This is a genomic window from Micromonospora tulbaghiae (assembly GCF_900091605.1).
Classification (GTDB): Bacteria; Actinomycetota; Actinomycetes; order Mycobacteriales; family Micromonosporaceae; genus Micromonospora; species Micromonospora tulbaghiae.
The window spans coordinates 417,620-443,484 of the sequence record NZ_FMCQ01000002.1; the positions used below are offsets into that span (position 1 = coordinate 417,620).

At 71.9% G+C, this 25,865-nt stretch carries 17 protein-coding genes; 14 read left to right on the plus strand and 3 right to left on the minus strand.

Annotated features, from left to right (window positions below; all coding sequences use genetic code 11):
* Window positions 1-23: 23 nt before the first annotated feature.
* Both GA0070562_RS06960 and GA0070562_RS06965 read right to left on the minus strand, forming a co-directional pair.
* Window positions 24-323, minus strand: coding sequence for an STAS domain-containing protein (locus tag GA0070562_RS06960; RefSeq protein ID WP_091417157.1), 300 nt, complete (start codon window positions 321-323; stop codon window positions 24-26).
* The gene (locus tag GA0070562_RS06965; RefSeq protein WP_091417160.1) at window positions 320-4,468 is read right to left on the minus strand and encodes a SpoIIE family protein phosphatase; all 4,149 of its coding nucleotides are present in this window, start codon (window positions 4,466-4,468) and stop codon (window positions 320-322) included. Before GA0070562_RS06965 ends, GA0070562_RS06960 begins: the two co-directional genes overlap by 4 nt.
* Window positions 4,469-4,767: 299 nt before the next feature.
* Between GA0070562_RS06965 and rph the strand changes: the two genes are divergently transcribed.
* From rph to mmsB, 7 genes are all read left to right on the plus strand, one after another.
* Entirely contained in the window at window positions 4,768-7,362 is a 2,595-nt protein-coding gene (rph, locus tag GA0070562_RS06970) for a rifamycin-inactivating phosphotransferase (protein ID WP_091417163.1), read from the plus strand.
* A gap of 49 nt (window positions 7,363-7,411) precedes the next feature.
* The gene (locus GA0070562_RS06975) at window positions 7,412-7,780 is read left to right on the plus strand and encodes a MerR family transcriptional regulator (protein WP_091417166.1); all 369 of its coding nucleotides are present in this window, start codon (window positions 7,412-7,414) and stop codon (window positions 7,778-7,780) included.
* Window positions 7,781-7,822: 42 nt separating this feature from the next.
* Entirely contained in the window at window positions 7,823-8,917 is a 1,095-nt protein-coding gene (locus GA0070562_RS06980) for an oxidoreductase (RefSeq protein ID WP_091417170.1), read from the plus strand.
* A gap of 184 nt (window positions 8,918-9,101) precedes the next feature.
* Window positions 9,102-10,454, plus strand: a complete 1,353-nt coding sequence (locus GA0070562_RS06985; RefSeq protein ID WP_091417173.1) for a glycoside hydrolase family 10 protein — start codon at window positions 9,102-9,104, stop codon at window positions 10,452-10,454.
* Between the two features lie 201 nt (window positions 10,455-10,655).
* Window positions 10,656-11,795, plus strand: coding sequence for a multiple monosaccharide ABC transporter substrate-binding protein (gene chvE, locus GA0070562_RS06990; protein ID WP_091417176.1), 1,140 nt, complete (start codon window positions 10,656-10,658; stop codon window positions 11,793-11,795).
* An 82-nt stretch (window positions 11,796-11,877) separates the two neighbouring features.
* Window positions 11,878-13,416, plus strand: coding sequence for a multiple monosaccharide ABC transporter ATP-binding protein (mmsA, locus tag GA0070562_RS06995; protein ID WP_091417233.1), 1,539 nt, complete (start codon window positions 11,878-11,880; stop codon window positions 13,414-13,416).
* Window positions 13,413-14,663 carry a multiple monosaccharide ABC transporter permease gene (gene mmsB, locus GA0070562_RS07000; RefSeq protein ID WP_091417239.1) on the plus strand — a complete coding sequence of 417 codons (1,251 nt, stop codon included), beginning with the start codon at window positions 13,413-13,415 and terminating at the stop codon, window positions 14,661-14,663. Before mmsA ends, mmsB begins: the two co-directional genes overlap by 4 nt.
* A gap of 59 nt (window positions 14,664-14,722) precedes the next feature.
* Here the strand turns inward: mmsB and GA0070562_RS07005 are convergent, their stop codons facing one another.
* A complete protein-coding gene (locus GA0070562_RS07005; RefSeq protein WP_091417242.1) occupies window positions 14,723-16,378 on the minus strand; it encodes a glycoside hydrolase family 27 protein in 1,656 nt (551 codons plus the stop codon).
* Window positions 16,379-17,018: 640 nt separating this feature from the next.
* Between GA0070562_RS07005 and araB the strand changes: the two genes are divergently transcribed.
* The 7 genes from araB to araA all read left to right on the plus strand — a co-directional run bounded on the left by araB (window position 17,019) and on the right by araA (window position 25,673).
* Window positions 17,019-18,701, plus strand: coding sequence for a ribulokinase (gene araB / locus GA0070562_RS07010; RefSeq protein WP_091417244.1), 1,683 nt, complete (start codon window positions 17,019-17,021; stop codon window positions 18,699-18,701).
* Window positions 18,698-19,378 carry an L-ribulose-5-phosphate 4-epimerase gene (locus tag GA0070562_RS07015; protein ID WP_175438668.1) on the plus strand — a complete coding sequence of 227 codons (681 nt, stop codon included), beginning with the start codon at window positions 18,698-18,700 and terminating at the stop codon, window positions 19,376-19,378. The genes araB and GA0070562_RS07015 overlap by 4 nt, the downstream gene beginning before the upstream one ends.
* A gap of 100 nt (window positions 19,379-19,478) precedes the next feature.
* Window positions 19,479-20,474, plus strand: a complete 996-nt coding sequence (locus GA0070562_RS07020) for an ABC transporter substrate-binding protein (protein WP_091417248.1) — start codon at window positions 19,479-19,481, stop codon at window positions 20,472-20,474.
* Window positions 20,475-20,546: 72 nt separating this feature from the next.
* Window positions 20,547-22,088, plus strand: coding sequence for a sugar ABC transporter ATP-binding protein (locus tag GA0070562_RS07025; protein WP_091417251.1), 1,542 nt, complete (start codon window positions 20,547-20,549; stop codon window positions 22,086-22,088).
* Window positions 22,085-23,155, plus strand: a complete 1,071-nt coding sequence (locus tag GA0070562_RS07030; RefSeq protein ID WP_091417255.1) for an ABC transporter permease — start codon at window positions 22,085-22,087, stop codon at window positions 23,153-23,155. Before GA0070562_RS07025 ends, GA0070562_RS07030 begins: the two co-directional genes overlap by 4 nt.
* Window positions 23,152-24,144: a galactofuranose ABC transporter, permease protein YjfF gene (gene yjfF, locus GA0070562_RS07035; RefSeq protein ID WP_091417258.1), complete on the plus strand. Its 993-nt coding sequence runs from the start codon at window positions 23,152-23,154 to the stop codon at window positions 24,142-24,144. Before GA0070562_RS07030 ends, yjfF begins: the two co-directional genes overlap by 4 nt.
* A 26-nt stretch (window positions 24,145-24,170) precedes the next feature.
* Window positions 24,171-25,673: an L-arabinose isomerase gene (gene araA / locus GA0070562_RS07040; protein ID WP_091417261.1), complete on the plus strand. Its 1,503-nt coding sequence runs from the start codon at window positions 24,171-24,173 to the stop codon at window positions 25,671-25,673.
* Window positions 25,674-25,865: the final 192 nt, after the last annotated feature.

Genomic DNA, 25,865 nt, shown 5'->3' on the forward strand with positions numbered 1-25,865 from the left:
CGGCGCCTGACGCCGCGACGGCGTCAGGCGCTGCGGACCGTGGTGAGGTCGGCCAGCCCGGAGATGGTCAGTAGCGGCTCCAGCAGCGGGCCCGCGATCAGCGCGATCCGGCCGGCGTGCGGGAACAGCGCGGCCAGCCCGGCGCTGTCCAGGTACTCCACCTTGGTGAGGTCCACGACCAGAGGCTCACCGTCGGGGCGTACCGCTTCGGCCAGCGCGTCGGCGAAGGCAGACGCGTTGCTCATGTCGATCTCACCGACGGCGGCCAGCACGCGGGCGCCGTCGGGACTGTCGCTCGTGGTCAGGGTCAGGGACGTGCTCATGGCGTGATCCTCGCCTGCATGTCGACTGTGGTGCCGGTGGCTCCCGGGGTGACGCTGATGTTGTCCATCAGCGCGCGCATGAGCACAAGTCCCCGGCCGCGGTGCGGGTCGGGAGGCCGGTTCCGGTCCCGCCATCGGCCGCTGTCGGTGACGCTCAGGCGCAGGTCGCCGGCCGTGGCGGCGGCGCGCAGCCGGATCCGCCCGCCCGGATCGTCGCGGTGCCCGTGTTCGATCGCGTTGGCGCACGCCTCACCGGCCGCCACCAGGATGTTGTAGGCGTGGGCCGGGGCCAGCCCGCAGCGGTCCAGCCATCCCCGCAGCGCGGTGCGGACCTCGGCCAGCCGGGTCGACTCGGCGGGGAACTCCAGCTCCAACGGCCCGGGGTGGCGGTAGAGCAGCAGGGCCACGTCGTCGTGGTAGCCGCCGTCGGGGGTGAGCCGTTCCATGATCTCGGTCGCCAGGACCTCGACCGGCGCGCGGTGCCCCCGCTGGATGGCGTCGGTGGCGCGGGCGATGCCGGCGGTGATCGGCTGGCGGCGCCGTTCCACCAGGCCGTCGGTGTAGAGCATCAGGGTGGCCCGCGGCTGCACCGTCGCCTCCGCCTCCGGGCGTTCCTGGCCCGGACGTACGGCCAGCGGCCGGGACCGGCCGTGTTGCAGCAGCTCGGGGGTGCCGTCGGCGCGGACCACGATGGCCGGTGGGTGACCGGCGCTGGAGTAGCGCATCTGGCCGGTGGCCGGGTCGAGGACGCCGCAGAAGACGGTGGCGCAGGAGGCGCCCGGCAGCAGCGCGGCGAACCGGTCCAGGGCCGCGAGCGTCCGGGCCGGGCTCGGATCCTGCAACAGCAGCGCGCGGCAGGCGCTGCGCAGCTGGCCCATCACTGTCGCGGCCCCGAGGCCGTGTCCCACGCAGTCGCCGACCACGATGCCGATCCGCCCGTCCGGCAGTTCCACCATGTCGTACCAGTCGCCGCCGACCTTGAGCGGCATCGCGGCGGGGGAGTACCGGACCGCGAACCCGGCGGGCAGCTGCGCCGGGCCGAGGATCGCCCGTTGCAGGGCCAGGGCGGTCTCCCGCTGCTGGTCGATCTGGTGCGCCCGGTGCAGTCCCTGACCGATGTGGCCGGCCAGCAGCGCCAGCAGGGTCTGGTCCTGCTCGGTGAAGGGCCGCTTCTCGCCCAGGTCGATCCAGAGCGCCATGGTGCCGTGCGGGTGCTCGACGGCGATGCCGGCGCCGTGCGTACGCGTCGCCACCGGCGTCAGCAGCGGGGTGTCCCGCAGCGCGAGCAACGCCTGACGACGCTCCTGCGGCAACGTGTCCCAGCGTGCCGCCGGGTCGGTGGCGGTCACGTCGGGGGTCGGCAGGTCACTGAAGACGGCGGTGAGCACGCCGGCGGCCCGCCACAGCTTGCGCAGCTCGTCCAGCACCCCGAGCAGCGCGTCGGTGAGGTCGTCCGCCTGCGACAGCCGCATGCTGAGCCCGGCCAGGGCGGTCTCCCGCTGCACGGCGTAGTGCTCCGCGGTGACGTCGCGGAACGTGCCGACGATCATCCGGCGGCCGCTGTCCGGGTCGTTGACCTGGTTGAACGCGGCCGAGATCCAGATCCGGTGCCCGTCGCGGTGGGTGACCGGCACGGTGTAGGTGCCACGGGTCTGCCCCACGAGCGTCGAGAACGCGGCCGCCACCTGGCGGTGCGCCTCGGGCTCGGCCTCCCGGTCCGGCCACCAGGGGTGCACCGCCGGGTAGGGCAGCCCTTCGGTGCCGTAGCCGAGGATGCCGGTGAACGCCGCGTTGATCTCGACGACCGCGCCCTCCTCGTCGCAGACGAAGAACGCCTCCTGCAACGAGTCGACGAGCGCGGTACGCCAGCGGGCGTGGTGGTTGCGCAGCCGGGCCAGCTCCACGTTCGCGCGTACGCGGGCCAGCAGCTCGGCGGCCGGGAACGGCTTGACCAGGTAGTCGTCGGCGCCGGCCTCCAACCCCTCGATCGAGGCCTCCTGACCGGCGCGGGCGGACAGCAGCAGCACCGGAGTACCGGCCGTACGCTGGTCGGCGCGCAGCGCGGCGACCAGCTGCAGGCCGTCGAGGCGGGGCATCATCACGTCGCTGACCACCAGGTCGGGGGTGTGCGCGCGGGCGGCGTCCAGCGCGGCCCGCCCGTCGGCGACCGCCTGCACCTCGTGCCCGGCCGAGCGCAGCAGCCGGGTGAGGTACTCCCGCATGTCGGCGTTGTCGTCGGCCACCAGGACGCGGGCCGGCGCCCCGCCGGGCAGCGGCTGCACCGGCCCGTCGGCCGGGGTGTCCCCGGCGACGGCGTCGCCCGGGTCGGCGGGCAGCCAGCGCAGCGCCTCCTGCACGAACGGCTCGGCCGACGCCGGCGTCCGGCCGTTTCCCGCCGGGGCGAGCGCGTCGGCGGGCAGGTGCGCGGTGCCGAACGGCAACCGGATCGTGAAGGTGGTGCCCCGGCCCACCGCGCTGTCCGCGTCGATGTCGCCGCCGTGCAGCATGACCAGCTCCTTGACCAGGGCGAGGCCGATCCCGCTGCCCTCGTCGGAACGGGAGCGGGCGTTCTCGATGCGGTGGAACCGCTCGAACAGGCGCGGCATCTCGTCGGCGGGGACGCCGATGCCGGTGTCGGAGATCCGCAGCACCGCCGAGACGCCCTCGTCGCGCAGCTCCACCCCGATCGTGCCGTCGAAGGTGAACTTCAGCGCGTTGCTGAGCAGGTTGAGCACCACCTTCTCCCACATGCCGCGGTCCAGGTGCACCGGCTCGGACAGGGGCGGGCAGTCCACCTCGAAGGACAGGCCGGCCCGTTCGATCGCCGACCGGAAGACGCTCGCCAGGTCGGCGGTCACGGCGGCCAGGTCCACCGGCTCGTAGCGGGCCTGCATCCGCCCGGCCTCGATTCGGGAGAAGTCGAGCAGGCTGTTTACCAGCTTGCCCAGGCGCAGCCCGTTGCGGCGGATCACGTCCAGCTCGGCGCGGACCCGCTCGTCGGCGCCCTGCAACCGGCCGCGCAGCTCGTCCAGCGGGCCCATGATCAGGGTGAGCGGGGTGCGGAACTCGTGGCTGATGTTGGAGAAGAACGCGGTCTTCGCGCGGTCCAGCTCGGCGAGCTCCTCGGCGCGCCGCTGCTGCGCCTGGTAGCTGCGGGCGCTGGCGATGCCGGTGGCCAGATGCCCGGCGGTCAGCTCGACGAAGCCGCGGTACCCGTCGTCCAGCGCCCGGTAGCGGTTCAGCCCGGCGACCAGGAACCCGTACGGCGCCCCGCCCTGCTGCCGCAGCGGCACCAGGAGCGCCTCGGTCGGCGCGGCGGGCCAGCCACCCGTGGGCAGGTCCGTGAAGGCCGGGCCGTCGAGCGCGACCCGCACCGGATCGCCCTCGGTCAGGGCGTCGGCCGGCCACGGGGCGGCCGGGTCGCCGGGGGACAGCGTGGCCGGGGCCGCCGGGTGGTCCGCCGCCAGCCCGGTCGCCTCCACCAGCCGGGCGCCGCCGTCGCCGTCGTACAGGTAGGTGAGGGTGAACGGCAGGTCCTGCGGGTTGCGCGCCAGCTGGCGGCTGACGAACGCGAGCGTCTCCTGCTCGGTGCGGATGACGCTCGGGTCCGAGCCGAGGTCGCGCAGCGTGGCCATCCGCCGCTCACCGATGACCCGCTCGGTGTCCTCGCTGACCACGCAGAGCATCCCGACCAGGCTGCCGTCGTCGGCGCGCAACGGGCTGTAGGAGAACGTGTGGTACGTCTCCTCGCGGTAGCCGGCCCGCTCCAGGAACAGCAGCAGGCCCTCGTCCCAGGTCGCCTCGCCGGTGCGCAGCACGGTGTCGACGCGGGGGCCGATGTCGTCCCAGATCTCCGCCCACACCTCGTTCGCCGGGCGCCCCAGTGCCCACGGGTACTTGCGGCCGAGCGTGTCCCGCCGGTAGGCGGCGTTGCAGAAGAAGGTGAGCTGCGGCCCCCAGGCCATCCACATCGGGAACCGGGAGGACAGCAGGATCCGCACCGCGGTCCGCAGGCTCTGCGGCCAGGTGTCCGGCGGCCCCAGGGGGTGCTTCGACCAGCGGACCCGCGCCAGGTCCGGCCCGATCTCACCGTCGACGGCGAAGACGTCGGCACGCGTACGCGGGTCGGTGTCAGCGCCGCTCATCGCACGAGTCTCCCCCACCCCACCCGATCCCGCTCGTCCGGGCCATGTCGCACCGCGGCCTCGTGGTCGCTTCTTGCCCCGTGGCGCCCTCGGCACTCCACCCGGGGCGGGGAGATCTGACTCACGTGACGGCGGCGGGTCAGGGCAGGGGGACGTGACGACCACAAAAAGAAAGGCAAAGAGACAGGTCTCCTCGCCACTATCAACATATACCGCACCCCGGGCCTTGCCGCAAGGCCCCGGTCATGCCGCACAATCATCGGCCGATGCGGGTTGAGCTGCGAAAACGGGGGCACGGCATGACCGGACGGTACGTGTGGGAACTGCACGAGGTGGACGAGTCGCGGATCGGCGCGGTCGGCGGCAAGGGCGCGCATCTGGGGGCGTTGACGCGGATCGACGGGGTGCGCGTACCCAGTGGTTTCTGCGTCACGACGGACGCCTTCCGGCTGGTGGCGTGGACACCGTCGCTGACCGGTCCACTGGACCGGCTCGCCGGCGCGGACGCGGACGACCCGGCGGCGATCCGGACGGCCGCCGCCGAGGTCCGTCGCGCAGTCGAGCGGACCGCGCTGCCCGCCGACGTCGCGGCGGCGGTCACCGCCGCGCTGTCCCGGCTCGGTCCGGACGCCGCGTACGCGGTGCGGTCGAGCGCGACGGCGGAGGACCTGCCGACCGCCTCGTTCGCGGGCCAGCAGGACACCTATCTGAACGTGGTCGGCACGGCAGAGCTGCTGCGGCACGTCAGCCGCTGCTGGGCCTCGCTGTTCACCGACCGGGCGGTGACCTACCGGCGGCGCCACGGCATCGACGACCGGGCCGTGGACATGGCCGTGGTGGTCCAGCGGATGGTCTTCCCGGACGCGGCCGGGATAATGTTCACCGCCGACCCGGTCACCGGGAACCGGACGGTGGTCTCGGTGGAGGCCGGCTTCGGTCTCGGCGAGGCCCTGGTCTCCGGCCTGGTGAACCCGGACGTCTTCACGGTGCGCGACGGCGCTGTGGCCGGCCGGACGATCGGCGCGAAGTCGCGGGCGGTGCACGCGGCGCCGGGCGGCGGCACCCGGGAGACGCCGGTCGACCCGGCGCGCCAGGCGTCTGCCGCGCTGACCGACGCGCAGGCGGTACGCCTCGCCGCGCTGGGCCGGCGGATCGAGGCGCGCTTCGGGTGCCCGCAGGACATCGAGTGGGCCCTGACCGGCGACGACATTCACGTCCTGCAGAGCCGGCCGATCACCACGCTGTTCCCGGTGCCGGCGGCCGCCGTCGACGGGCGGTTCCACGTCTACCTGTCGGTCGGCCACCAGCAGATGATGACCGACGCCATGAAGCCGCTGGGCCTGTCGATGTGGCGGCTCACCGCGATGGCGCCGATGCACGAGGCGGGCGGCCGGTTGTTCGTCGACGCCACGCCGCACCTGTCCACCCCGGCGGGCCGTACCGCGTTCCTGGGCATGATCGGCCGGGCCGACCCGCTCACCCGGGACGCGCTGGAGACGGTCCTCGCCCGGGACGTCGTGCCGCCCGCGCCGGACCCGGCCCCGGCCGGCCCGCCCGCGGGCGGCCCGCCGCCCCCGATCGACACCGACCCGGCGATCGTCGCCACGCTCGTCGAGCGCAGCCGGGAGTCCCTCGCCGCCCTGCGCCGCGACATCAGCGCCCGGACCGGACCAGAGCTGTTCGACTTCCTGGTCGAGGCGTTCGCCGAGCACAAGCGGGTGCTCACCGATCCGCTGAGCGGCCAGGCGATCATGGCGGGGATGCAGGCCACCTGGTGGCTCAACGACAAGCTGGGGGAGTGGCTCGGCGAGCGCGACGCGGCCGACACGCTCACGCTGTCCGCGCCCGGCAACGTCACCTCCGAGATGGGGCTGGCGCTGCTCGACGTGGCCGACGTGATCCGCGCGTACCCCGAGGTGGTCGCTTTCCTGCGGGACGTCGCCGACGACGGGTTCCTGGACGAGCTGCCGAAACTGCCGGGCGGCGCGCAGGCGCGCGCGGCCGTCGAGGGCTACCTCGACCGGTACGGCATGCGCTGCGTCGGCGAGATCGACATCACCCGGCCCCGGTGGAGCGAGCGTCCCGCCACGCTCGTGCCGCTGATCCTGGACAACGTCCGCAACTTCGCACCGGGCGCGGCCGCGCGCCGCTTCGCCCACGGCCGGGAGCGGGCCGAGGAGAAGGCCCGGGAGGTGCTCGACCGCCTGCGCGCGCTGCCCGACGGTGAGCGCAGGGCCGCCGAGACGCAGGCGATGATCGAGCGGGTACGGACGTTCGTCGGCTACCGCGAGTACCCGAAGTACGACATCGTGAGCCGCTACGCCGTCTACAAGCAGGCGCTCATGGCCGAGGCCGGCCGGCTGGCGCGCGCCGGTGTGCTCGCCGCTGCCGAGGACGTCTTCTACCTGACGTTCGACGAGTTCCGCGAGGTCGCGGCCACCGGCCGGGTCGACGTCGGGCTGATCCGCAGGCGCCGGGAGGAGTTCCGGGCGCACCAGGCGCTCACCCCGCCCCGGGTCCTCACCTCCGAGGGCGAGGCGATCAACGGCTCGTACCGGCGCGACGACGTGCCCGCCGGCGCCCTGGTCGGGCTGCCGGTCTCAGCCGGCGTCGTGGAGGGGCGGGCGCGGGTGGTGGCGGACCTGGCCGGCGCCGACCTGGAGCCGGGCGACATCCTCGTCACCGCGCACACCGACCCGAGCTGGACGCCGCTGTTCGTGGGCGCCGCGGGCCTGGTGACGGAGGTGGGCGGCCTGATGACGCACGGCGCGGTGATCGCCCGCGAGTACGGCCTGCCCGCAGTGGTGGCGGTGCCGGACGCGACCAGGCTGATCCCCGACGGCGGGCGGATCCGCGTGCACGGCACCGACGGGTACGTCGAGCTGCTGTCCTGACCGGTGCGGCATGCTCGATGATGGAACTCCGGCGAGCGGGGGAGGCGCGATGCGGATCGGGGAGCTGTCGGCGCGTACCGGGGTCAGTGCCCGGTCCATCCGGTACTACGAGCAGCAGGGCCTGCTCGCCGCCATGCGCACCGCGAGCGGGCAGCGGGTCTTCGCCGAGTCGGCGGTGGACCGGGTCCGGCTCATCCAGCGGCTGTTCGACGCCGGGCTGAGCAGCCGCCGGATGGCCGAGCTGCTGCCCTGCGTGACCGATCCGGAGATCCGCACCTCGTGGCTCACCGACCGGCTGCGGGAGGAGCGGACCCGGATGACCGCGGAGATGGCACGGCTCGCGCACGCCGTCGCGGTGCTCGACGACGTGGTGTCCGACATGAGCGTGACCGAGGACACCCGGGATCCGGCCGCCTGAGCGCTTGCCCTTGACACCGGTGTCAACTCCTAACGTCCGGTCATGAACGCGACCCTGGACACCGCATCGCCGGTGGCGCCGCTGCTGGAACCCGTCACCGTCGCCGGACTGCCGTTGCCGTCCCGCTTCGTGATGGCGCCGATGACCCGTAACCGCGCGCCGGGTGGCGTGCCGACGCCGGAGATGGCGGACTACTACCGGCGCCGCGCCGCGGCGGGCATCGGCCTGATCGTCACCGAGGGCGTGCTCGTCGACCATCCCAGCGCCGGCCACGCGGACACCGTGCCCCGGATGACGGCGGGTGCGGCCGAGGCCGGCTGGCGGGGCGTGGTCGAGGCTGTGCACGCCGCCGGCGGCCGGATCGCCGCGCAGCTGTGGCACCTGGGCAGCCTCCGCGAGCCGGTCGACGGCCGTCCGGCGTGGACCCCCTCGGGGGTACGCGAGCCGGGCCGCCGGGCGCCGCACGCGATGACCGCCGCCGACGCGGACCTGCTGCTGGCGGCGTACGCGGACGCGGCCCGGGTCGCCGTGCGGGCCGGGTTCGACGCGATCGAGATCCACGCCGCGCACGGCTACCTGCTGGACGAGTTCCTGTGGCCGTACACGAACCGCCGGACCGACGCGTTCGGCGGGTCACCGGCGCGGCGTGCGGCGTTCCCGGCTGCCGTGGTGCGTGCGGTCCGCGCGCAGGTCCCGGCGGGCCGCCCGGTGATCGTCAGGTTCTCCCAGTTCAAGGAGCGGGCGTTCGACGCGCGGATCGCCGAGACCCCGGCCGAGCTGGCGCAGATCCTCACCGCGTTCGCCGAGGCCGGCGCGGACGTGCTGCACGCCTCGCAACGTCGCTTCTGGGAGCCCGCGTTCCCCGGCTCGGGGCTGAACCTGGCCGGCTGGGCGAAGCGGCTCACCGGTCTGCCGTCGATCACCGTGGGCTCGGTCGGGCTGCGGCGGGACTTCCTGCGCCCGGACGGTCCGGAGTCGGTGGCGGGCCTGGCCACGCGGCTGGTGGACGGGGAGTTCGACCTGGTCGCGCTCGGCCGCGCGCTGCTGGGCAACCCGGCGTGGGCGACGCACGCCGCCGCCGGCCGGCTGGGCGAGATCGTCGACTACCGCAAGGCGCACGAGGACGTGTACCCCTAGGACCGGGGTGCTCGCAGGGGTTGACGCCGGGGGATGTTATCGCTCACAGTCGATGGCAGGGCATGAGCGCCGCAAGGCTCACCGGGCGAGCCGCGCTGGTCGTACCTCGACACCACCGCCGCCGGACGCGGGGGTCGAGGAGTCGCACCACCACCATCGCGCAACCCCCGGAAGAGGAATCCGCATGAGACGAAAGAGAGCCTTGCTGACCACCGGCATCCTGGCCGGCGCGCTCGCCGCCGGGATGGCGGTGGCCCTGGCGCCGTCCGCGAGCGCCGGCACCACGCTGCGCGCGGCGGCGGCCGAGAAGGGCCGCTACTTCGGCGCCGCTGTCGCCACCGGCAAGCTGTCCGACAACACGTACGCCACGGTGCTGAACCGCGAGTTCAACTCCGTGGTGGCCGAGAACGAGATGAAGTGGGACGCCACCGAGCCGCAGCAGGGGCGGTTCAGCTACGGCGGTGGCGACCGGCTGGTGAGCCACGCCCGCGCGAACGGGATGTCGGTGCGCGGGCACGCGCTGCTCTGGCACCAGCAGCAGCCGTCGTGGGCGCAGGGTCTGTCCGGCAGCGCGCTGCGCAACGCCGCGATCAACCACGTCACCCAGGTCGCCACCCACTTCCGGGGGCAGATCTACGCCTGGGACGTGGTGAACGAGGCGTTCGCCGACGGCGGCAGCGGCGGGCGTCGCGACTCGAACCTGCAGCGCACCGGCAACGACTGGATCGAGGCCGCGTTCCGCGCGGCCCGCGCCGCGGACCCGGGCGCGAAGCTCTGCTACAACGACTACAACACCGACGGCATCAACGCGAAGTCGACGGGCATCTACAACATGGTCCGCGACTTCAAGTCGCGTGGCGTGCCGATCGACTGCGTCGGCTTCCAGTCGCACCTGGGCACCACGATCCCCGGTGACTACCAGGCCAACCTCCAGCGCTTCGCGGACCTGGGCGTGGAGGTGCAGATCACCGAGCTGGACGTGATGACCGGCGGGAACCAGGCGAACATCTACGCCGCCGTCACCCGTGCCTGCCTGGCGGTGTCGCGCTGCACCGGCATCACGGTGTGGGGCGTACGGGACTGCGACTCGTGGCGCGGCTCGGACAACGCGCTGCTGTTCGACTGCTCCGGCAACAAGAAGGCGGCGTACAACGCTGTGCTGGACGCGCTCAACGCGGGCGGGAACAACCCGCCGCCGACCACGACCCCGCCGCCGAACAACCCGACGACGCCACCGCCGGGTCAGGGCGGGTGTTCGGCCTCGGTGACGCTGAACTCCTGGACCGGTGGCTTCGTTGCCAACGTGAAGGTGACAGCCGGCTCGTCGGGCACCCGGGGATGGACTGTCACCATGACGTTGCCGGGCGGCGCGAGCATCACCAACACCTGGAGCGCCACCGCGAGCGGGAACAGCGGCACGGTGCGGTTCGCGAACGTCGACTACAACGGCCAGCTCGGCGCCGGCCAGAGCACCGAGTTCGGGTTCCAGGGCAACGGCAGCGGATCGGGCATGACGCCCACCTGCTCCGCGACCTGAGCCGGGCCACCGCGGGGGCGACGCACGGTCGCCCCCGCGGTGCTCCGCCACGGCGCCCCGTCCGACCTGGACTGCCGTCTCTGTTACGAGAAAGAGACGTGCGCATTTCGCGCGATTGGTTGACGGGGCAACTTGTGAGCGTTAACACTCCCCGTGAGGGTTACCTGTGTCACAGGGACCGCCACGACAGGGAGGACGCTCGTGCGCAGACGACTTCTGGCCGCACTCAGCGGTGCCGCGCTCGCGATCAGCCTGGCCGCCTGCAGCGGCGAGGGCGCGGGAGGCGGCGGAGACACCAACTCGGCCAAGCCCGGCGACCTGACGATCGGCGTCTCGATGCCGACGCAGACCTCGGAACGGTGGATCGCCGACGGCAACTCGGTGAAGGAGAAACTCCAGGCGAAGGGCTACAAGGTCGACCTGCAGTACGCCGGGGACGACATCCCGACGCAGTCGCAGCAGATCGACCAGATGATCACCCAGGGCGCGGACGTGCTGGTCATCGCCCCGATCGACGGCACCGCGCTCAGTGGCCAGCTCCAGGCCGCCGCGGCGGCGAAGATCCCGGTGATCTCCTACGACCGGCTCATCCGCAACAGCCCGAACGTCAGCTTCTACGTCAGCTTCGACAACTACAAGGTCGGCGTGGCGCAGGCCAACGCGCTCCTGGTCGGGCTCGGCCTGCTCACCAAGGACGGCGCCAAGGGCACCGCGACCGGTCCGTTCAACGTGGAGCTGTTCGCCGGCTCGCTCGACGACAACAACGCCGGGTTCTTCTTCAACGGCGCGATGGACACGCTCAAGCCGTACTTCGACGCCGGGACGCTGAAGGTCAAGTCCGGGCAGACCAAGATCGAGCAGGCCGCCATCCTGCGCTGGCAGCAGGAGACCGCGCAGAAGCGGATGGAGGACCTGCTCACCTCCAGCTACAACGACGGCAGCAAGGTCGACGGCGTGCTGTCGCCGTTCGACGGCCTGTCCCGGGGCATCATCACCGCGCTGCAGAACGCCGGATACCGCGGCGGCGCCAAGAAGATGCCGGTGGTGACCGGCCAGGACGCCGAGGTCGCCTCGGTCAAGCTCGTCAACGACGGCGTGCAGAGCTCGACGGTGTTCAAGGACACCCGGCTGCTGGCCGAGCAGGCGGTCATCGCCGCCGAGGCGTTCCTGCGCAAGGAGGAGCCGAAGGCCAACGAGACCAAGGCGTACAACAACGGCGTCAAGGTCGTGCCCGCGTTCCTGCTGCCGGTGCAGACCGTCTACAAGGAGGACATCAAGTCCGTCCTGATCGACTCCGGCTACCTGACCGAGCAGGAGGTCGCCGCGGGCCGGGCCGGCTGACCCGCGGCGACGGGCCCGGCGGCCGTCGCGCCACCGGGCCCGTCCGCTCCGGACACCACGACCACGAGCAGGACGGATACCCATGAGCGATCACATCCTCGAGATGCGTGGCATCACGAAGACCTTCCCGGGCGTGACCGCGCTGCAGGACGTCTCGCTCGCCGTACGGCGCGGCGAGATCCACGCGATCTGCGGTGAGAACGGCGCCGGCAAGTCCACCCTGATGAAGGTGCTGTCCGGCGTCTACCCGGCGGGCAGCTACGACGGCCAGATCGTCTTCGACGGCGAGCCGGTCGGGTTCCGGGGCATCCAGGACAGCGAGGCCCGCGGCATCGTCATCATCCACCAGGAACTCGCCCTGGTGCCCTACCTGTCGATCGCCGAGAACATCTTCCTCGGCAACGAGCGCCGCGGCCGCGGCGGACTCATCGACTGGCACCGGACCAACGCGGAGGCCGCGGCGCTGCTGCGGTCGGTCGGGCTGCACGAGAACCCGGTCACCCCGGTCATCCAGCTCGGTGTCGGCAAGCAGCAGCTCGTGGAGATCGCCAAGGCGTTGTCCAAGAAGGTCCGGCTGCTGATCCTCGACGAGCCGACCGCCGCCCTCAACGACGTCGACTCGGCGCACCTGCTGGACCTGATGCGCCGGCTGCGCGACCAGGGCATCACCTGCATCATGATCTCGCACAAGCTCGGCGAGATCACCGCTGTCTCCGACTCGACCACGGTGATCCGCGACGGCCGTACCGTCGAGACGCTGGACATGTCCGACGGCGCCGTCACCCAGGACCGGATCATCCGCGGCATGGTCGGGCGCGACCTGGCCGCCTTCTACCCGACCCGCAGCGTGACGCCCGGCGACGAGGTGCTGCGCATCGAGGACTGGTCGGTGCGCCACCCGACGCAGGACCGCCTGGTCGTCGACCGGGCCTCGCTGCACGTGCGTGCCGGGGAGGTCGTCGGCATCGCCGGCCTGATGGGCGCCGGGCGCACCGAGCTGGCGATGAGCGTGTTCGGCCGGGCGTACGGCCGGGACATCAGCGGCCGGCTCTTCCTCAGGGGCCGCGAGGTGCGGGCGCGGACGGTGGCCGAGGCGATCGCGAACGGCATCGCGTACGCCACCGAGGACCGCAAGCACTACGGCCTCAACCTCATCGACGACGTGCGGGGAAACGTCTCGGCCGCCGCGCTCGACAAGCTGGCCCGGCGTGGCTGGATCGACGGCAACCGTGAGATCCAGGTCGCCGAGCAGGGCCGGCGCGACATGAACATCAAGGCGCCGACGGTGATGTCGGTCGTGGGTAAGCTCTCCGGCGGCAACCAGCAGAAGGTCGTGCTGGCGAAGTGGTTGTTCACCGACCCGGACGTGCTGATCCTCGACGAGCCGACCCGGGGCATCGACGTGGGCGCGAAGTTCGAGATCTACACGATCGTCAACCGGCTGGTGGCCGACGGCAAGGCCGTCGTGCTCATCTCCTCCGAACTGCCCGAGCTGCTCGGCATGTGCGACCGGATCTACACCCTGGCGGCCGGCCGGGTCACCGGGGAGATGCCGGTGGCCGAGGCCACCCAGGAGAACCTGATGGAACTCATGACCAAGGACAGGGATCTCGTCCGATGACCAGCACGAAGCCTCCCCCCGCCTCGAAGATCGCCACTCCGGACACCGGCGCGGCGGCGACCCTGCACACCGGCACCAGCGACCCGCGCGCGCTGATCCTGGGCAACCTGCGGCAGAGCGGCATCTACATCGCGCTGGTGGTGATCGTGGCGCTGTTCGCGGTCCTCACCGACGGCGTCTCGCTGAGCCCCGGCAACCTGACGAACATCGTCCTGCAGTACTCCTACATCCTGGTGCTCGCGATCGGCATGGTCATCGTGATCATCGGCGGGCACATCGACCTGTCCGTGGGATCGGTGGTGGCGCTCACCGGAGCGGTATCGGCGGTGCTCGTCATCCGTGAGGGCATGCCCTGGTGGGCCGGCGTCCTGGCCGCGCTCGCGGTGGGCGTCGCGGTCGGCGCGTGGCACGGGCTCTGGGTCGCGTACGCCGGCATCCCGGCGTTCATCGTCACCCTGGCCGGCATGCTGCTGTTCCGTGGCCTGACGCTGCGCGTGCTGGACAACATCTCGCTGTCGCCGTTCCCGGAGGAGTACCAGCGGGTCGCCGCCGGCTTCCTCAACGGCCTGCTGGGCGGTCAGGGCTTCGACGCCTTCACGCTGTTCATCGGCGCGTTCGCCGTGGTCGGGTACGCGGTGAGCGTGTTCCGGACCCGGGTCGCCCGGGTGCGCCACGAGCAGCCGGTGGAGTCGTTCCCGCTGTTCGTCCTGCGCATCGTGGTGGTCGGCGCCGTGGTCATGTGGTTCGCCTGGCAGCTCGCCCACGCCCGGGGCCTGCCGATCGTACTGATCGTGCTCGCCGTGCTGGTGCTGATCTACGGCCTGCTCACCCGTCGTACGGTGTTCGGCCGTCAGGTGTACGCGATCGGCGGCAATCTGCCCGCGGCGATGCTGTCCGGCGTACGGGTGAAGCGGGTCAACTTCTGGATCTTCGTCAACATGGGCTTCCTGTCCGCCGTGGCGGGCGTGATCTACTCGTCCCGGTCCAACGGGGCCCAGCCGGCGGCGGGCAACATGTTCGAGCTGGACGCGATCGCGGCGGCGTTCATCGGCGGCGCGGCCGTCACCGGCGGCGTCGGCACCGTGGTCGGCGCCATGGTGGGCGGCCTGATCATGGCGGTGATGAGCAACGGGATGCAGCTCATGGGCGTCGACCAGTCCGTCCAGTCGGTGGTCAAGGGCCTGGTGCTCCTCGTCGCGGTGGCGTTCGACATCTGGAACAAGCGCCGGGCCGCCGGCGCCCGGTGACGGCCGGCCGGACGCTCGCCCCTTCGTCCGGCCGACCGCCGTTCACCGGCCGCAGCCGCTCACACCCGGCTCCACCGCTGGTTGGTGTTGCCGTGGCAGGTCCAGACGATCACGCGGGTGCCGTTGGCGGTGCCCGCGTTGTCGACGTCGAGGCACAGGGACGGGAAGCGCACGTTGCTCACCGTGCCGTTGCCGTTGATCGTCCACTGCTGGTTGGTGCCGCCGTTGCAGTCCCAGATCTGCACCCGCGTGCCGGCCGTCGCGTTCGTCGGCACGTCCAGGCACTTGCCCAGCACCTGCAACGCCTGCCCGCTGGCGGTGAACTGCTGGTTGGCGTTGTTGTGGCAGTCCCAGATCAGCGTTCCGGTGCCGTTCGCGGTGCCGGCGTTGTCGACGTCGAGGCACCGGCCGGACGACTCACTGCGCAGCCGGAACGTGGTCGGGACCGGCGGCGGGGTGGTGGTGCCGCCGCCGCTGACCCGGTAGACCACGGTGCCGTGCGCCGGGACGCTGGCGGAGATCGCGCCGCTGGTGCTGGAGGTGGCGTCGGTCCAGGCGTCGCGCAGCGTGAACGAGCTGCCGCTCTTGCCGACCGCCGCCGCCGTGGTGGAGACGGTGGTGGTCGAGCCGCCCTGGTTGAACAGGGCGACCGCCACGTCGCCGTTGGCGAGCGGCTTGGCCAGCACCCGCCGGGTGCCGTCGAAGGAGACCTGGACCGCCTGGCGGCCGAGCGTGTCCTGGTTGATCGCGACCAGGTTCGCGTTGCGCAGGATCGCCAGCGTGGCCGCGTTCGCCGAACGTACGTCGTTGCCCATCATCAGCGGCGCCGCGAGCATCGACCAGAGCGCGAAGTGGCTGCGCATCTCGGTGTCGTTCATGCCCCCTCGGCCGACTTCGAGCATGTCCGGGTCGTTGAACCCGCCGGGGGCGGCGTACCCGGCCAGGGGCACCGTGACGTCGACGATGTTCTGGATGCCCATCGGGTAGCCGTTGGTCTGGCCGGTGTTCCACGCGTTGGTGATGTCCTCGGTGGTCCGCCAGAGGTTCGCCACGTCGCTCCAGTTGCGCTGCGGCCCGGTCTTGGCGTGGTAGCTGTTTGGGTTGATGCTGTAGACGATCGGCCGGCCGGTGGAGGCCAGCGCGTCACGCATGATGCCGAACCGCGCCACCTGGTCGTTGATCGTCCCGGTGCCGGAGCACCAGTCGTACTTGAGGTAGTCCACGCCCCACGCGGCGAACTGCCGCGCGTCCTGGTACTCGTGGTTGAGGCTGCCGGTGGCACCGGGGAACGCGCCGCCGACCTGGGCGCAGGTCTTGTCCAGCGGCACCTGGTATATGCCGAACAGCAGGCCGCGGGCGTGCAGGTAGTCACCGAGCGACTTCATCCCGCTGGGGAACCGCTGCGGGTGCGCCTGGAGGTTGCCCTGCGCGTCCCGGTTCGGGTCGAACCAGCAGTCGTCCACGACGACGTACTTGTACCCGAGGTCGCGCAGGCCGTTGCTGACGATCGCGTCGGCGGTCTGCCGGATGAGGGTCTCGTTGATGTTGCAGCCGAAGGTGTTCCAGGTGTTCCACCCCATCGGCGGGGTACGGGCGACGCCGTTGTCCAGCGCCCGGGCGGGACGCGGGGCCACGGCCTGGTCGGTGACTGTGGCGGCGAGCGCCACCGCCGCGACGCCCAGGACGGCGAGCGTCCGTCGGGTCCATTTGCGCACTGGGTCCTCCTCGGTGGCCGGGCGCCGTCCGTGCCGGTGCCCGGAAGGGAGCGGCCCGCCGGTCGCACGGCGTCGCCCGTGGTCCAGGGGACGGACGCGGCACGGCAGTTCCAGCGGCCGGTCGGTGCCGGCGGGCGCTCGTGGGTGGTGGGGTTCCGGCGGTCGACGGGGTCGCCGTCCGTCGCCGCCCGACTGCGGCGCCGGGGTTTCCCGGACAGCGGCGCCACAGTGCGTGGGGATGGCGAAATGTTATCGCTGACATCAAACACTGTAAATAGGCTGGCGGCCCTCGGGCGACCCGGGACGGCTGGCTGCCGAGGGCGTCGCGGCGAGGAAAAGAGCCGCTGAGCGGCCCTCTGAGCGGTCAGGCGGCGGCGTCCGGGCGTTCGGACCCGGGGTGGCGGGAGCGCCGAGAGAATTTCCGGAAGTTCCATCGATTGTTGTCGTTAACAGGCCGCCGGCCCGAAGTCGGGCCGCGCCGTCGGCGTGGATCTCCCGGCCGGCGGCCGGGCCGGTCCGCGCGGGGCGGTGGACGCCGGTCCCGGGCGCCGCCGCTCGTTACGCAGCTGTTGCTTGGACGTGTCTTGACGGATGTATATGTGAGCGCTAACACTAACTCCGTGACACGGCGGAGGGACAAATGAGCGAAGTGGACGCGTCCGACCGGTACGTGATCGGGGTCGATTTCGGCACGCTGTCCGGACGGGCGCTGGTGGTCCGCGTCCGTGACGGCGCCGAACTCGGCACGGCGGTGCACGAGTACCGGCGCGGGGTCATCGAGACCGCGCTTCCCGACGGCGGTCCGCCGCTGCCCCCGGACTGGGCCCTCCAGGACCCGGACGACTACCGCGACGTGCTGCGCCACGCGGTCCCGGCCGCGCTCGCCGACGCCGGCGTGGACCCGTCCCGGGTGGTCGGCATCGGCACCGACTTCACCGCCTGCACCGTGCTCCCGACGCTCGCCGACGGCACGCCGCTGTGCGAGACGCCCGAGCTGCGCGACCGGCCGCACGCCTGGGTGAAGCTCTGGAAGCACCACGCCGCGCAGCCGCACGCCGACCGGATCAACGCGCTGGCGGCCGAACGCGGCGAGCCGTGGCTCGGCCGCTACGGCGGCAAGATCTCCGCGGAGTGGCAGTTCGCCAAGGGCCTGCAGATCCTGGAGGAGGACCCGGAGGTCTACCGGCGGGCCGAGCGCTTCGTCGAGGCCGCCGACTGGATCGTGTGGCAGCTCTGCGGCGCCGAGACGCGCAACGTCTGCACCGCGGGCTACAAGGGCATCCGGCAGGACGGCCGGTACCCGTCGTCCGACTACCTGGCCGCGCTCGACCCCGGTTTCGCCGACTTCGTGACCAAGCTGGACGGTCCGCTGCTGCCGCTCGGCGCGCGCGCCGGCACGCTCAGCGCCCGCGCCGCCGCCTGGACCGGCCTGCCCGAGGGCATCGCGGTCGCGGCCGGCAACGTCGACGCGCACGTCACCGCCGCCGCGGCCCAGGCGCTGCGGCCCGGCCGGCTGGTCGCCATCATGGGCACCTCCACCTGCCACGTCCTCAACGGCACGCACCCCGCCGAGGTGCCGGGCATGTGCGGCGTGGTCGACGGCGGCATCAGCCCCGGCGCCTGGGGCTTCGAGGCCGGGCAGAGCGGCGTGGGGGACATCTTCGGCTGGTTCGTACGCCACGCCGCCCCGGCCGGTTTCGACTCGCACGAGCAGCTCACCGAGGCCGCCGCCGCCCAGCCGGTCGGCGCGCACGGCCTGGTGGCGCTGGACTGGTGGAACGGCAACCGGTCCCTGCTGGTCAACCACGACCTCAGCGGGATGGTCGTCGGGCTGACGCTGGCCACCCGGCCGCCGGACGTCTACCGGGCGCTGCTGGAGGCCACCGCGTACGGCACCCGGATGATCGTCGAGGCGTTCGCGCAGGCCGGCGTGCCGGTCGACGATCTGGTGGTGGCCGGCGGGCTCACCTCCAACCGGCTGCTCATGCAGATCTACGCCGACGTCACGAACCGGCCGCTGAGCATCATCGGCTCCGCCCAGGGCCCGGCGCTCGGCTCGGCCATCCACGCGGCGGTGGCCGCCGGGGCGTACCCGACGATCCACGAGGCGTCCGACGCCATGGGGCGCATCGACGAGGCGGTCTACCGGCCCGTCCCGGAGAACGTGCGGGCCTACGACGCCCTGTACGCCGAGTACCGCGCGTTGCACGACCACTTCGGTCGCGGCGCGAACGACGTCATGCTCCGCCTGCGGGCGATCCGGAACGCGGCCGTCGACGCCGCCGCGGACCGTACCGCCGCGACCCTGGAGGTGGTCGGATGAACACCGAGGTGACCCGCCAGGTCGCCGCGCTGCGCGACACGGTGGCCCGGCTGCACCGCGAGCTGACCCGCTACGACCTGGTGGCCTGGACCTCCGGGAACGTCTCGGCCCGCGTACCCGGTCAGGAGCTGATGGTCATCAAGCCCAGCGGGGTCGACTACGACGACCTGACCGCCGAGACCATGGTGGTCTGCGACCTCAACGGCACGGTCGTCGACGGCACGTCCCCGTCCAGCGACACCGCCGCGCACGCCTACGTCTACCGCGCGATGCCCGAGGTCGGCGGCGTCGTGCACACCCACAGCGGATACGCCACCGCCTGGGCCGCCCGGGGCGAGGCGATCCCGTGCTGGCTGACCGCGCAGGCCGACGAGTTCGGCGGGGAGATCCCCATCGGCCCGTTCGCGTTGATCGGCGGCGACGACATCGGCAAGGGCATCGTCAGCACGCTGTCCGGGCACCGCTCACCGGCGGTGCTCATGCGCAACCACGGCGTCTTCACCATCGGCAAGGACGCCCGGGCGGCGGTCAAGGCCGCGGTGATGTGCGAGGACGTCGCCCGTACCGCACACCTGGCCCGCGCGCTCGGGCAGCCGGTGCCGATCGCACCGGCCGACATCGACTCGCTCTACGACCGCTACCAGAACGTGTACGGCCAACGCCCGCCGGCGCACTGACCCCGGACAGCGCCGCGCACCCCTCACCACCACCACACCCGGGCCGCTCCGGCTTCCGCCGGCTCGCGCGCCCGGAACATCCAACCCCGGAGGAGAATCGATGAGAAGCAGGAGCACGGCACGCACGGTCATCGCGGCGTTCGCCGGCGTGCTGCTCGCCGCCAGCGTGGCCGCGTGCGGCAACAGCGACACCGGCGGCGGTTCCGGCGACGGCAACGACAAGATCGTCCTGGGCTTCTCCCAGGTGGGCGCCGAGAGCGGCTGGCGCACCGCCAACACCACCTCGATCAAGGAGGCGGCGGCAGCGGCCGGCATCGAGCTGAAGTTCGACGACGCGCAGCAGAAGCAGGAGAACCAGATCAAGGCGATCCGCAACTTCATCCAGCAGAAGGTCGACGTGATCGCCTTCTCGCCGGTGGTGGAGTCCGGCTGGGACACGGTGCTCAAGGAGGCCAAGGACGCGAAGATCCCGGTGATCCTGACCGACCGCGCCGTCGACTCGGCCGACAAGTCGCTCTACAAGACGTTCCTCGGCTCGGACTTCGTCAAGGAGGGCCGGCTCGCCGGCGAGTGGCTGGTCGAGCAGAAGAAGGCGGCGTCCGGCCCGGTGAACATCGTGGAGCTTCAGGGCACCACCGGCTCCGCTCCGGCGAACGACCGGAAGAAGGGCTTCGCCGAGGCGATCGCCGCCAACCCCAACCTGAAGATCGTCGCCTCGCAGTCCGGTGACTTCACCCGCGCCGGCGGCAAGCAGGTGATGGAGCAGTTCCTCAAGGCCAACCCGAAGATCGACGTGCTCTTCGCGCACAACGACGACATGGGCCTGGGCGCGCTCGAGGCGATCACCGCGGCCGGCAAGACGCCCGGCAAGGACATCACCATCATCACCGTCGACGCGGTGAAGGACGGCATGCAGGCCCTCGCGGACGGCAAGTTCAACTTCATCGCCGAGTGCAGCCCGCTGCTCGGCCCGCAGCTGATGGACCTGGCCAAGAAGGTCAAGGCCGGCGAGGAAGTGCCCGCCCGGATCGAGACCGAGGAGACCACGTTCACCCAGGAGCAGGCCAAGGAGGCACTGCCCAACCGCAAGTACTGAGCCACCCGGGGGTCGCCGTCGCACCGGACGGCGGCCCCCGTACCACCACCGTCGAAGAAGAGGTCCGATGGGATGACGGGTAACCGTCCGGTCCTGACCATGACCGGTATCAGCAAGACCTTCCCCGGGGTCCGCGCGCTGCACGACGTCGACTTCCGGCTGTTCCCGGGCGAGGTCCACGCCCTGATGGGTGAGAACGGCGCCGGCAAGTCCACCCTGATCAAGGTGTTGACAGGCGTCTACGGGACCGACGCGGGCGTCGTCACGCTCGACGGCGAACAGGTCTCGTTCACCGGTCCGATGCAGGCCGCCGCAGCCGGTGTCAGCACCGTCTACCAGGAGGTCAACCTCTGCACCAACCTGTCGGTGGCGGAGAACGTCTTCATCGGCCGGGAACCCCGCCGGCTCGGCGCGGTGCGCTGGGGCGAGATGCGCCGCCGGGCCCGCGACCTGCTGGCCCGGCTCGACCTCGACCTCGACGTCAGCGCTCCGCTCGGCTCGTACTCGCTCGCGGTCCAGCAGATGGTCGCCATCGCCCGGGCGATCGACGTGCAGGCCCAGGTTCTGATCCTGGACGAGCCGACGTCCAGCCTGGACGCCGGTGAGGTCGCGCAGCTGTTCCGGATCATGCGGCAACTGCGTGACGAGGGGATCGCGATCCTGTTCGTCACCCACTTCCTCGACCAGGTCTACGGCATCGCCGACCGGATCACGGTGCTGCGCAACGGCCGGCTCGTGGGGGAGTACCGCACCGAGGAGCTGCCGCAGTTCAGCCTGGTCGAGAAGATGATCGGGCAGGAGCTGGACGTGCTGGAGCGGCTCGACGAGCAGCAGAAGCGCGCCACGGTCGACGCCGGCGGCGAGGCACCGCTCGTGGACGCCGCCGAGCTGGGCCGGCGCGGCGCGGTCGCCCCGTTCAGCCTGCGCATCCACGCCGGTGAGGTGGTCGGCCTGGCCGGCCTGCTCGGCTCCGGCCGGACCGAGGTGGCGCGGCTGATCTTCGGCGCGGACCGGGCCGACCACGGCCAGGTCCGGCTCGACGGCGGCCGGGCGCCGGTGCGCAACCCGATGCAGGCCATCGCCCAGGGCGTCGGGTTCTGCTCGGAGAACCGCCGGGCCGAGGGCATCGTCCCGGAGCTGTCGGTCCGGGAGAACATGATCCTGGCGATGCAGGCCGCGCGCGGCTGGCTGCGTCCGATCCCGCGCCGCCGCCAGGACGAGCTAGTCCGCAGGTACGTGGAGGCGCTGAGCATCCGTCCGGCCAACCCGGAGCTGCCGGTGCGCAACCTCTCCGGCGGCAACCAGCAGAAGGTGCTGCTGGCCCGCTGGCTGATCACCGAGCCGCGCCTGCTGATCCTGGACGAGCCGACCCGCGGCATCGACGTCGGCGCCAAGGCCGAGATCCAGAAGCTGGTGGTGCAGCTCTCCGACGGCGGCATGGCGGTGCTGTTCATCTCCGCCGAGCTGGAGGAGGTGCTGCGCCTGAGCCACCGGGTCGCGGTGATGCGCGACCGCGAGATGGTCGCCCAGCTCGACAACGACGACACGCTCGACGCCGACCGCGTCATGCGCACCATCGCCAGTGGAACGCCCCGGGAGGAGGTGACCCGATGACCGCCGTCGCCGACCGCCTCCGCCCGCTGACCGCCCACCGCCTGTTCTGGCCGGCGCTGGTGCTCGTGGTGATGATCGCCGCGAACACCGTCTACCGTCCCGGCTTCCTGGCCGTCGAGGTCAAGAACGGCCACCTGTACGGCACGCCCATCGACATCCTCCGGCTGAGCGCGCCGCTGATCCTGGTCGCGCTCGGGATGACGCTCGTCATCGCCACCGGCGGCATCGACCTGTCGGTCGGCTCGCTCTGCGCGATCAGCGGCGCGATCGCCTGCCTGCACATCAGCGGGGCGGCCGACCAGAACAGCCCGGCCACGGTGGCCACCGCGCTCGCCCTGGCCTTCGGCGCCGCGCTGGTGCTCGGAGCGTGGAACGGGGTGCTGGTCGCGGTCATCGGCATCCAGCCGATCATCGCCACGCTGATCCTCATGGTGGCCGGGCGGGGCATCGCCCAGCTGGTCACCGAGGGCCAGATCATCACGATCAACTCCGGGCCGTACCGGGCGATCGGGCTCGGGCACTTCCTGACGCTGCCGCTGGCCATCCTGATCGCGCTCGCCGCCGCGCTGCTCGTGGCCGCGTTCACCCGGCGCACCGCGCTCGGGCTGATCGTCGAGTCGGTCGGCGGCAACGCCGAGGCCAGCCGCCTCGCCGGCATCCGGTCGCGGCGCATCGTCTTCCTCGTCTACGTGATCAGCGCCGTCTGCGCCGCGCTCGCCGGTTTCATGGTCACCGCCAACGTCTCCAGCGCCGACGGCAACGCCGCCGGCCTGTGGATCGAGCTGGACGCGATCCTGGCCGTCGTCATCGGCGGCACCTCGCTGGCCGGCGGCCGGTTCTCCCTCGGCGGCACCGTCCTCGGCGCGCTGATCATCCAGACGCTGACCACCACCGTGTACGCCATGAACATCTCGCCGCAGACGTCGCTGCTGTTCAAGGCGGTCGTCGTCATCGCCGTCTGCCTCGTGCAGGCCCCGGCGTTCCGCGCCCGGCTGCGCCGGCGACGGCGCGGGGCCGAACCCGGCCCGGCGGCCCCGCAGCGGGAGAAGGAGCAGGTGCCGGCATGAGCAGCACGTCGTTGACCACCGGCCGGTCCTGGCGGCCCAGCCTGCCCCGGCGGCACGTCCCGGTGCTGGCCACGCTCGCCCTGCTGCTGGTCATGTACGGCATCGGCGTGTCCCAGTACCGCGCCTTCTCCAACGTCCAGGTCGTCTTCAACGTCTTCATCGACAACGGCTTCCTGCTCGTCGTCGCGGTGGGCATGACGTTCGTGATCCTCACCGGCGGCATCGACCTGTCCGTCGGCTCGGTGGTGGCGATGACCGCGATGGTGTCGGCGTCGTTGCTGCGCGACGGCCTGCCCGCGGCCCTGGTGCTGGTGATCGCGCTGCTGATCGGCCCGACGCTGGGTTTCCTGATGGGCTGCGCGATCCACTTCTTCGAGATCCAGCCGTTCATCGTGACACTCGCCGGGATGTTCTTCGCCCGGGGCATGTGCACGTTCATCAGCGACTCCTCGATCTCCATCACCGACGGTTTCTGGACCTCGATGTCGCAGCAGCGCATCGGCGATCCGGCCGGCAACTTCGTGTCGATCAGCGTGCTGATCGCGTTCGCGGTGGTGCTGATCGCGGCGTACGTGCTGGCGTACACCCGGTTCGGCCGCAACGTGTACGCGGTCGGCGGCAACGCGCAGTCGGCGCTGCTGATGGGCCTGCCGGTGGCGCGGACCCGGATCGCCGTCTACACGATCAGCGGGCTCTGCTCGGCGATCGGCGGGATCCTGCTGTCGTTCTACACGCTCTCCGGCGCGCCGCTGATCGCCGTCGGGATGGAACTGGACGTGATCGCCGCCGTGGTGATCGGCGGCACCGTGCTCACCGGCGGCTCCGGGTACGTCTTCGGCACCGTGCTCGGCGTGCTGGTGCTCGGCGTGATCCAGACCCTGATCACGTTCGACGGCAGCCTCAACTCCTGGTGGACCAAGATCGTGATCGGCGGCCTGCTCTTCGCGTTCATCCTCCTCCAGCGCCTCATCGGCATCCGGTTCAAGTGACGGTTCCTAGCGCGGAAGGCAACAACATGGCAACTCACCCCCAGCCCGAGGTCTGGTTCCTCACCGGCAGCCAGGGCCTCTACGGCGAGGACACCCTGCGGCAGGTCGCCGAGCAGTCCCGGCAGATCGCCGCGCGCCTGGACGAGTCGCCGGACATCCCCGTACGCGTGGTCTGGAAGCCGGTCCTCACCTCGAGCGCGGACATCCTCGCGGCCTGCCGGGACGCGGCGGCGCAGGGCGCGGTCGGGGTGATCGCCTGGATGCACACGTTCTCCCCGGCCAAGATGTGGATCTCCGGGCTGGACGCGCTGCGCACGCCGCTGCTGCACCTGCACACGCAGGCCAACGTGGCGCTGCCGTGGGACGAGATCGACATGGACTTCATGAACCTCAACCAGGCCGCGCACGGCGACCGGGAGTTCGGGTTCATCCAGACCCGCCTCGGGGTGGCCCGCAAGACCGTCGCCGGCCACGTCACCGACCCCCGGGTCGTCGGGCGGGTCGCGGCCTGGGCCCGCGCCGCGATCGGCTGGTCGGCGGTGCGGACGCTGCGGCTGGCCCGCTTCGGCGACAACATGCGCGACGTCGCGGTCACCGAGGGGGACAAGGTCGAGGCGGAGCTGCGCTTCGGCGTCTCGGTCAACACCTACGGCGTCAACGACCTGGTCGCCGCCGTCGACCAGGTGCCCGACGCCCAGGTCGACGACCTGGTCAAGGAGTACGACGACACCTACCGGGTCGCGTCCGAGCTGCGGCCCGGCGGGGACCGGCACGACTCGCTGCGGTACGCGGCGCGCCAGGAGCTGGGCCTGCGCGCGTTCCTTGACGCCGGTGGTTTCCGGGCGTTCACCACGAACTTCGAGGACCTCGGCGGGTTGCGCCAGCTCCCCGGGATCGCGGTGCAGCGCCTGATGGCCGACGGCTACGGCTTCGGCGGCGAGGGGGACTGGAAGACCTCGGTGCTGGTGCACACGCTCAAGGCGATGGCCGTCGGTGTGCCGGGCGGCACCTCGTTCATGGAGGACTACACCTACGACCTGACGTTCGGTCAGGAGCTGATCCTCGGCGCGCACATGCTGGAGGTGTGCCCGAGCATCGCCGCCGACGTGCCGAGCGCGGAGGTGCACCCGCTCAGCATCGGCGGGCGGGAGGATCCGGTACGCCTGGTCTTCGACGCGGCGCCCGGCCCGGCGGTCGTGCTGGGCATGGCGGACATGGGAGAGCGGTTCCGGCTGGTCGCCAACGCGGTGGACGTGGTGCCGCCGCCGCACCCGCTGCGCCGCCTGCCGGTGGCGCGCGCGGTCTGGCGTCCGCAGCCCGACCTGGCCGGCTCGGCGGAGGCGTGGATCACCGCCGGCGCGCCGCACCACACAGTGCTCTCCCAGGCCGTCGGCATGGAGGAGTTGCGCGACCTGGCCGCGATGGCGCGGACCGAGCTGGTGGTCATCGACGCCGAGACGCGCCCGCACCGCTTCGCCGACGAGCTGCGCTGGAACCAGGCGTACTACCGGCTCGCCCGGGGTTTCTGAGCCGCCGCGCGCCGTCCGTGCCGGCCCGCGCGGCGGGCGGCACGTTACGCCTTGACGAACGGCATGTTATCGCTCACAGTCGATGGATAGGGTCACCGGCACCGCTCGCGGGCCGTTCCGGGCGCGATCTGCGCCGCAGTTGCCAGGGATCCGACTCTCGCCTGGGTGGGCGTCGCTGTTAGCGATAACGCT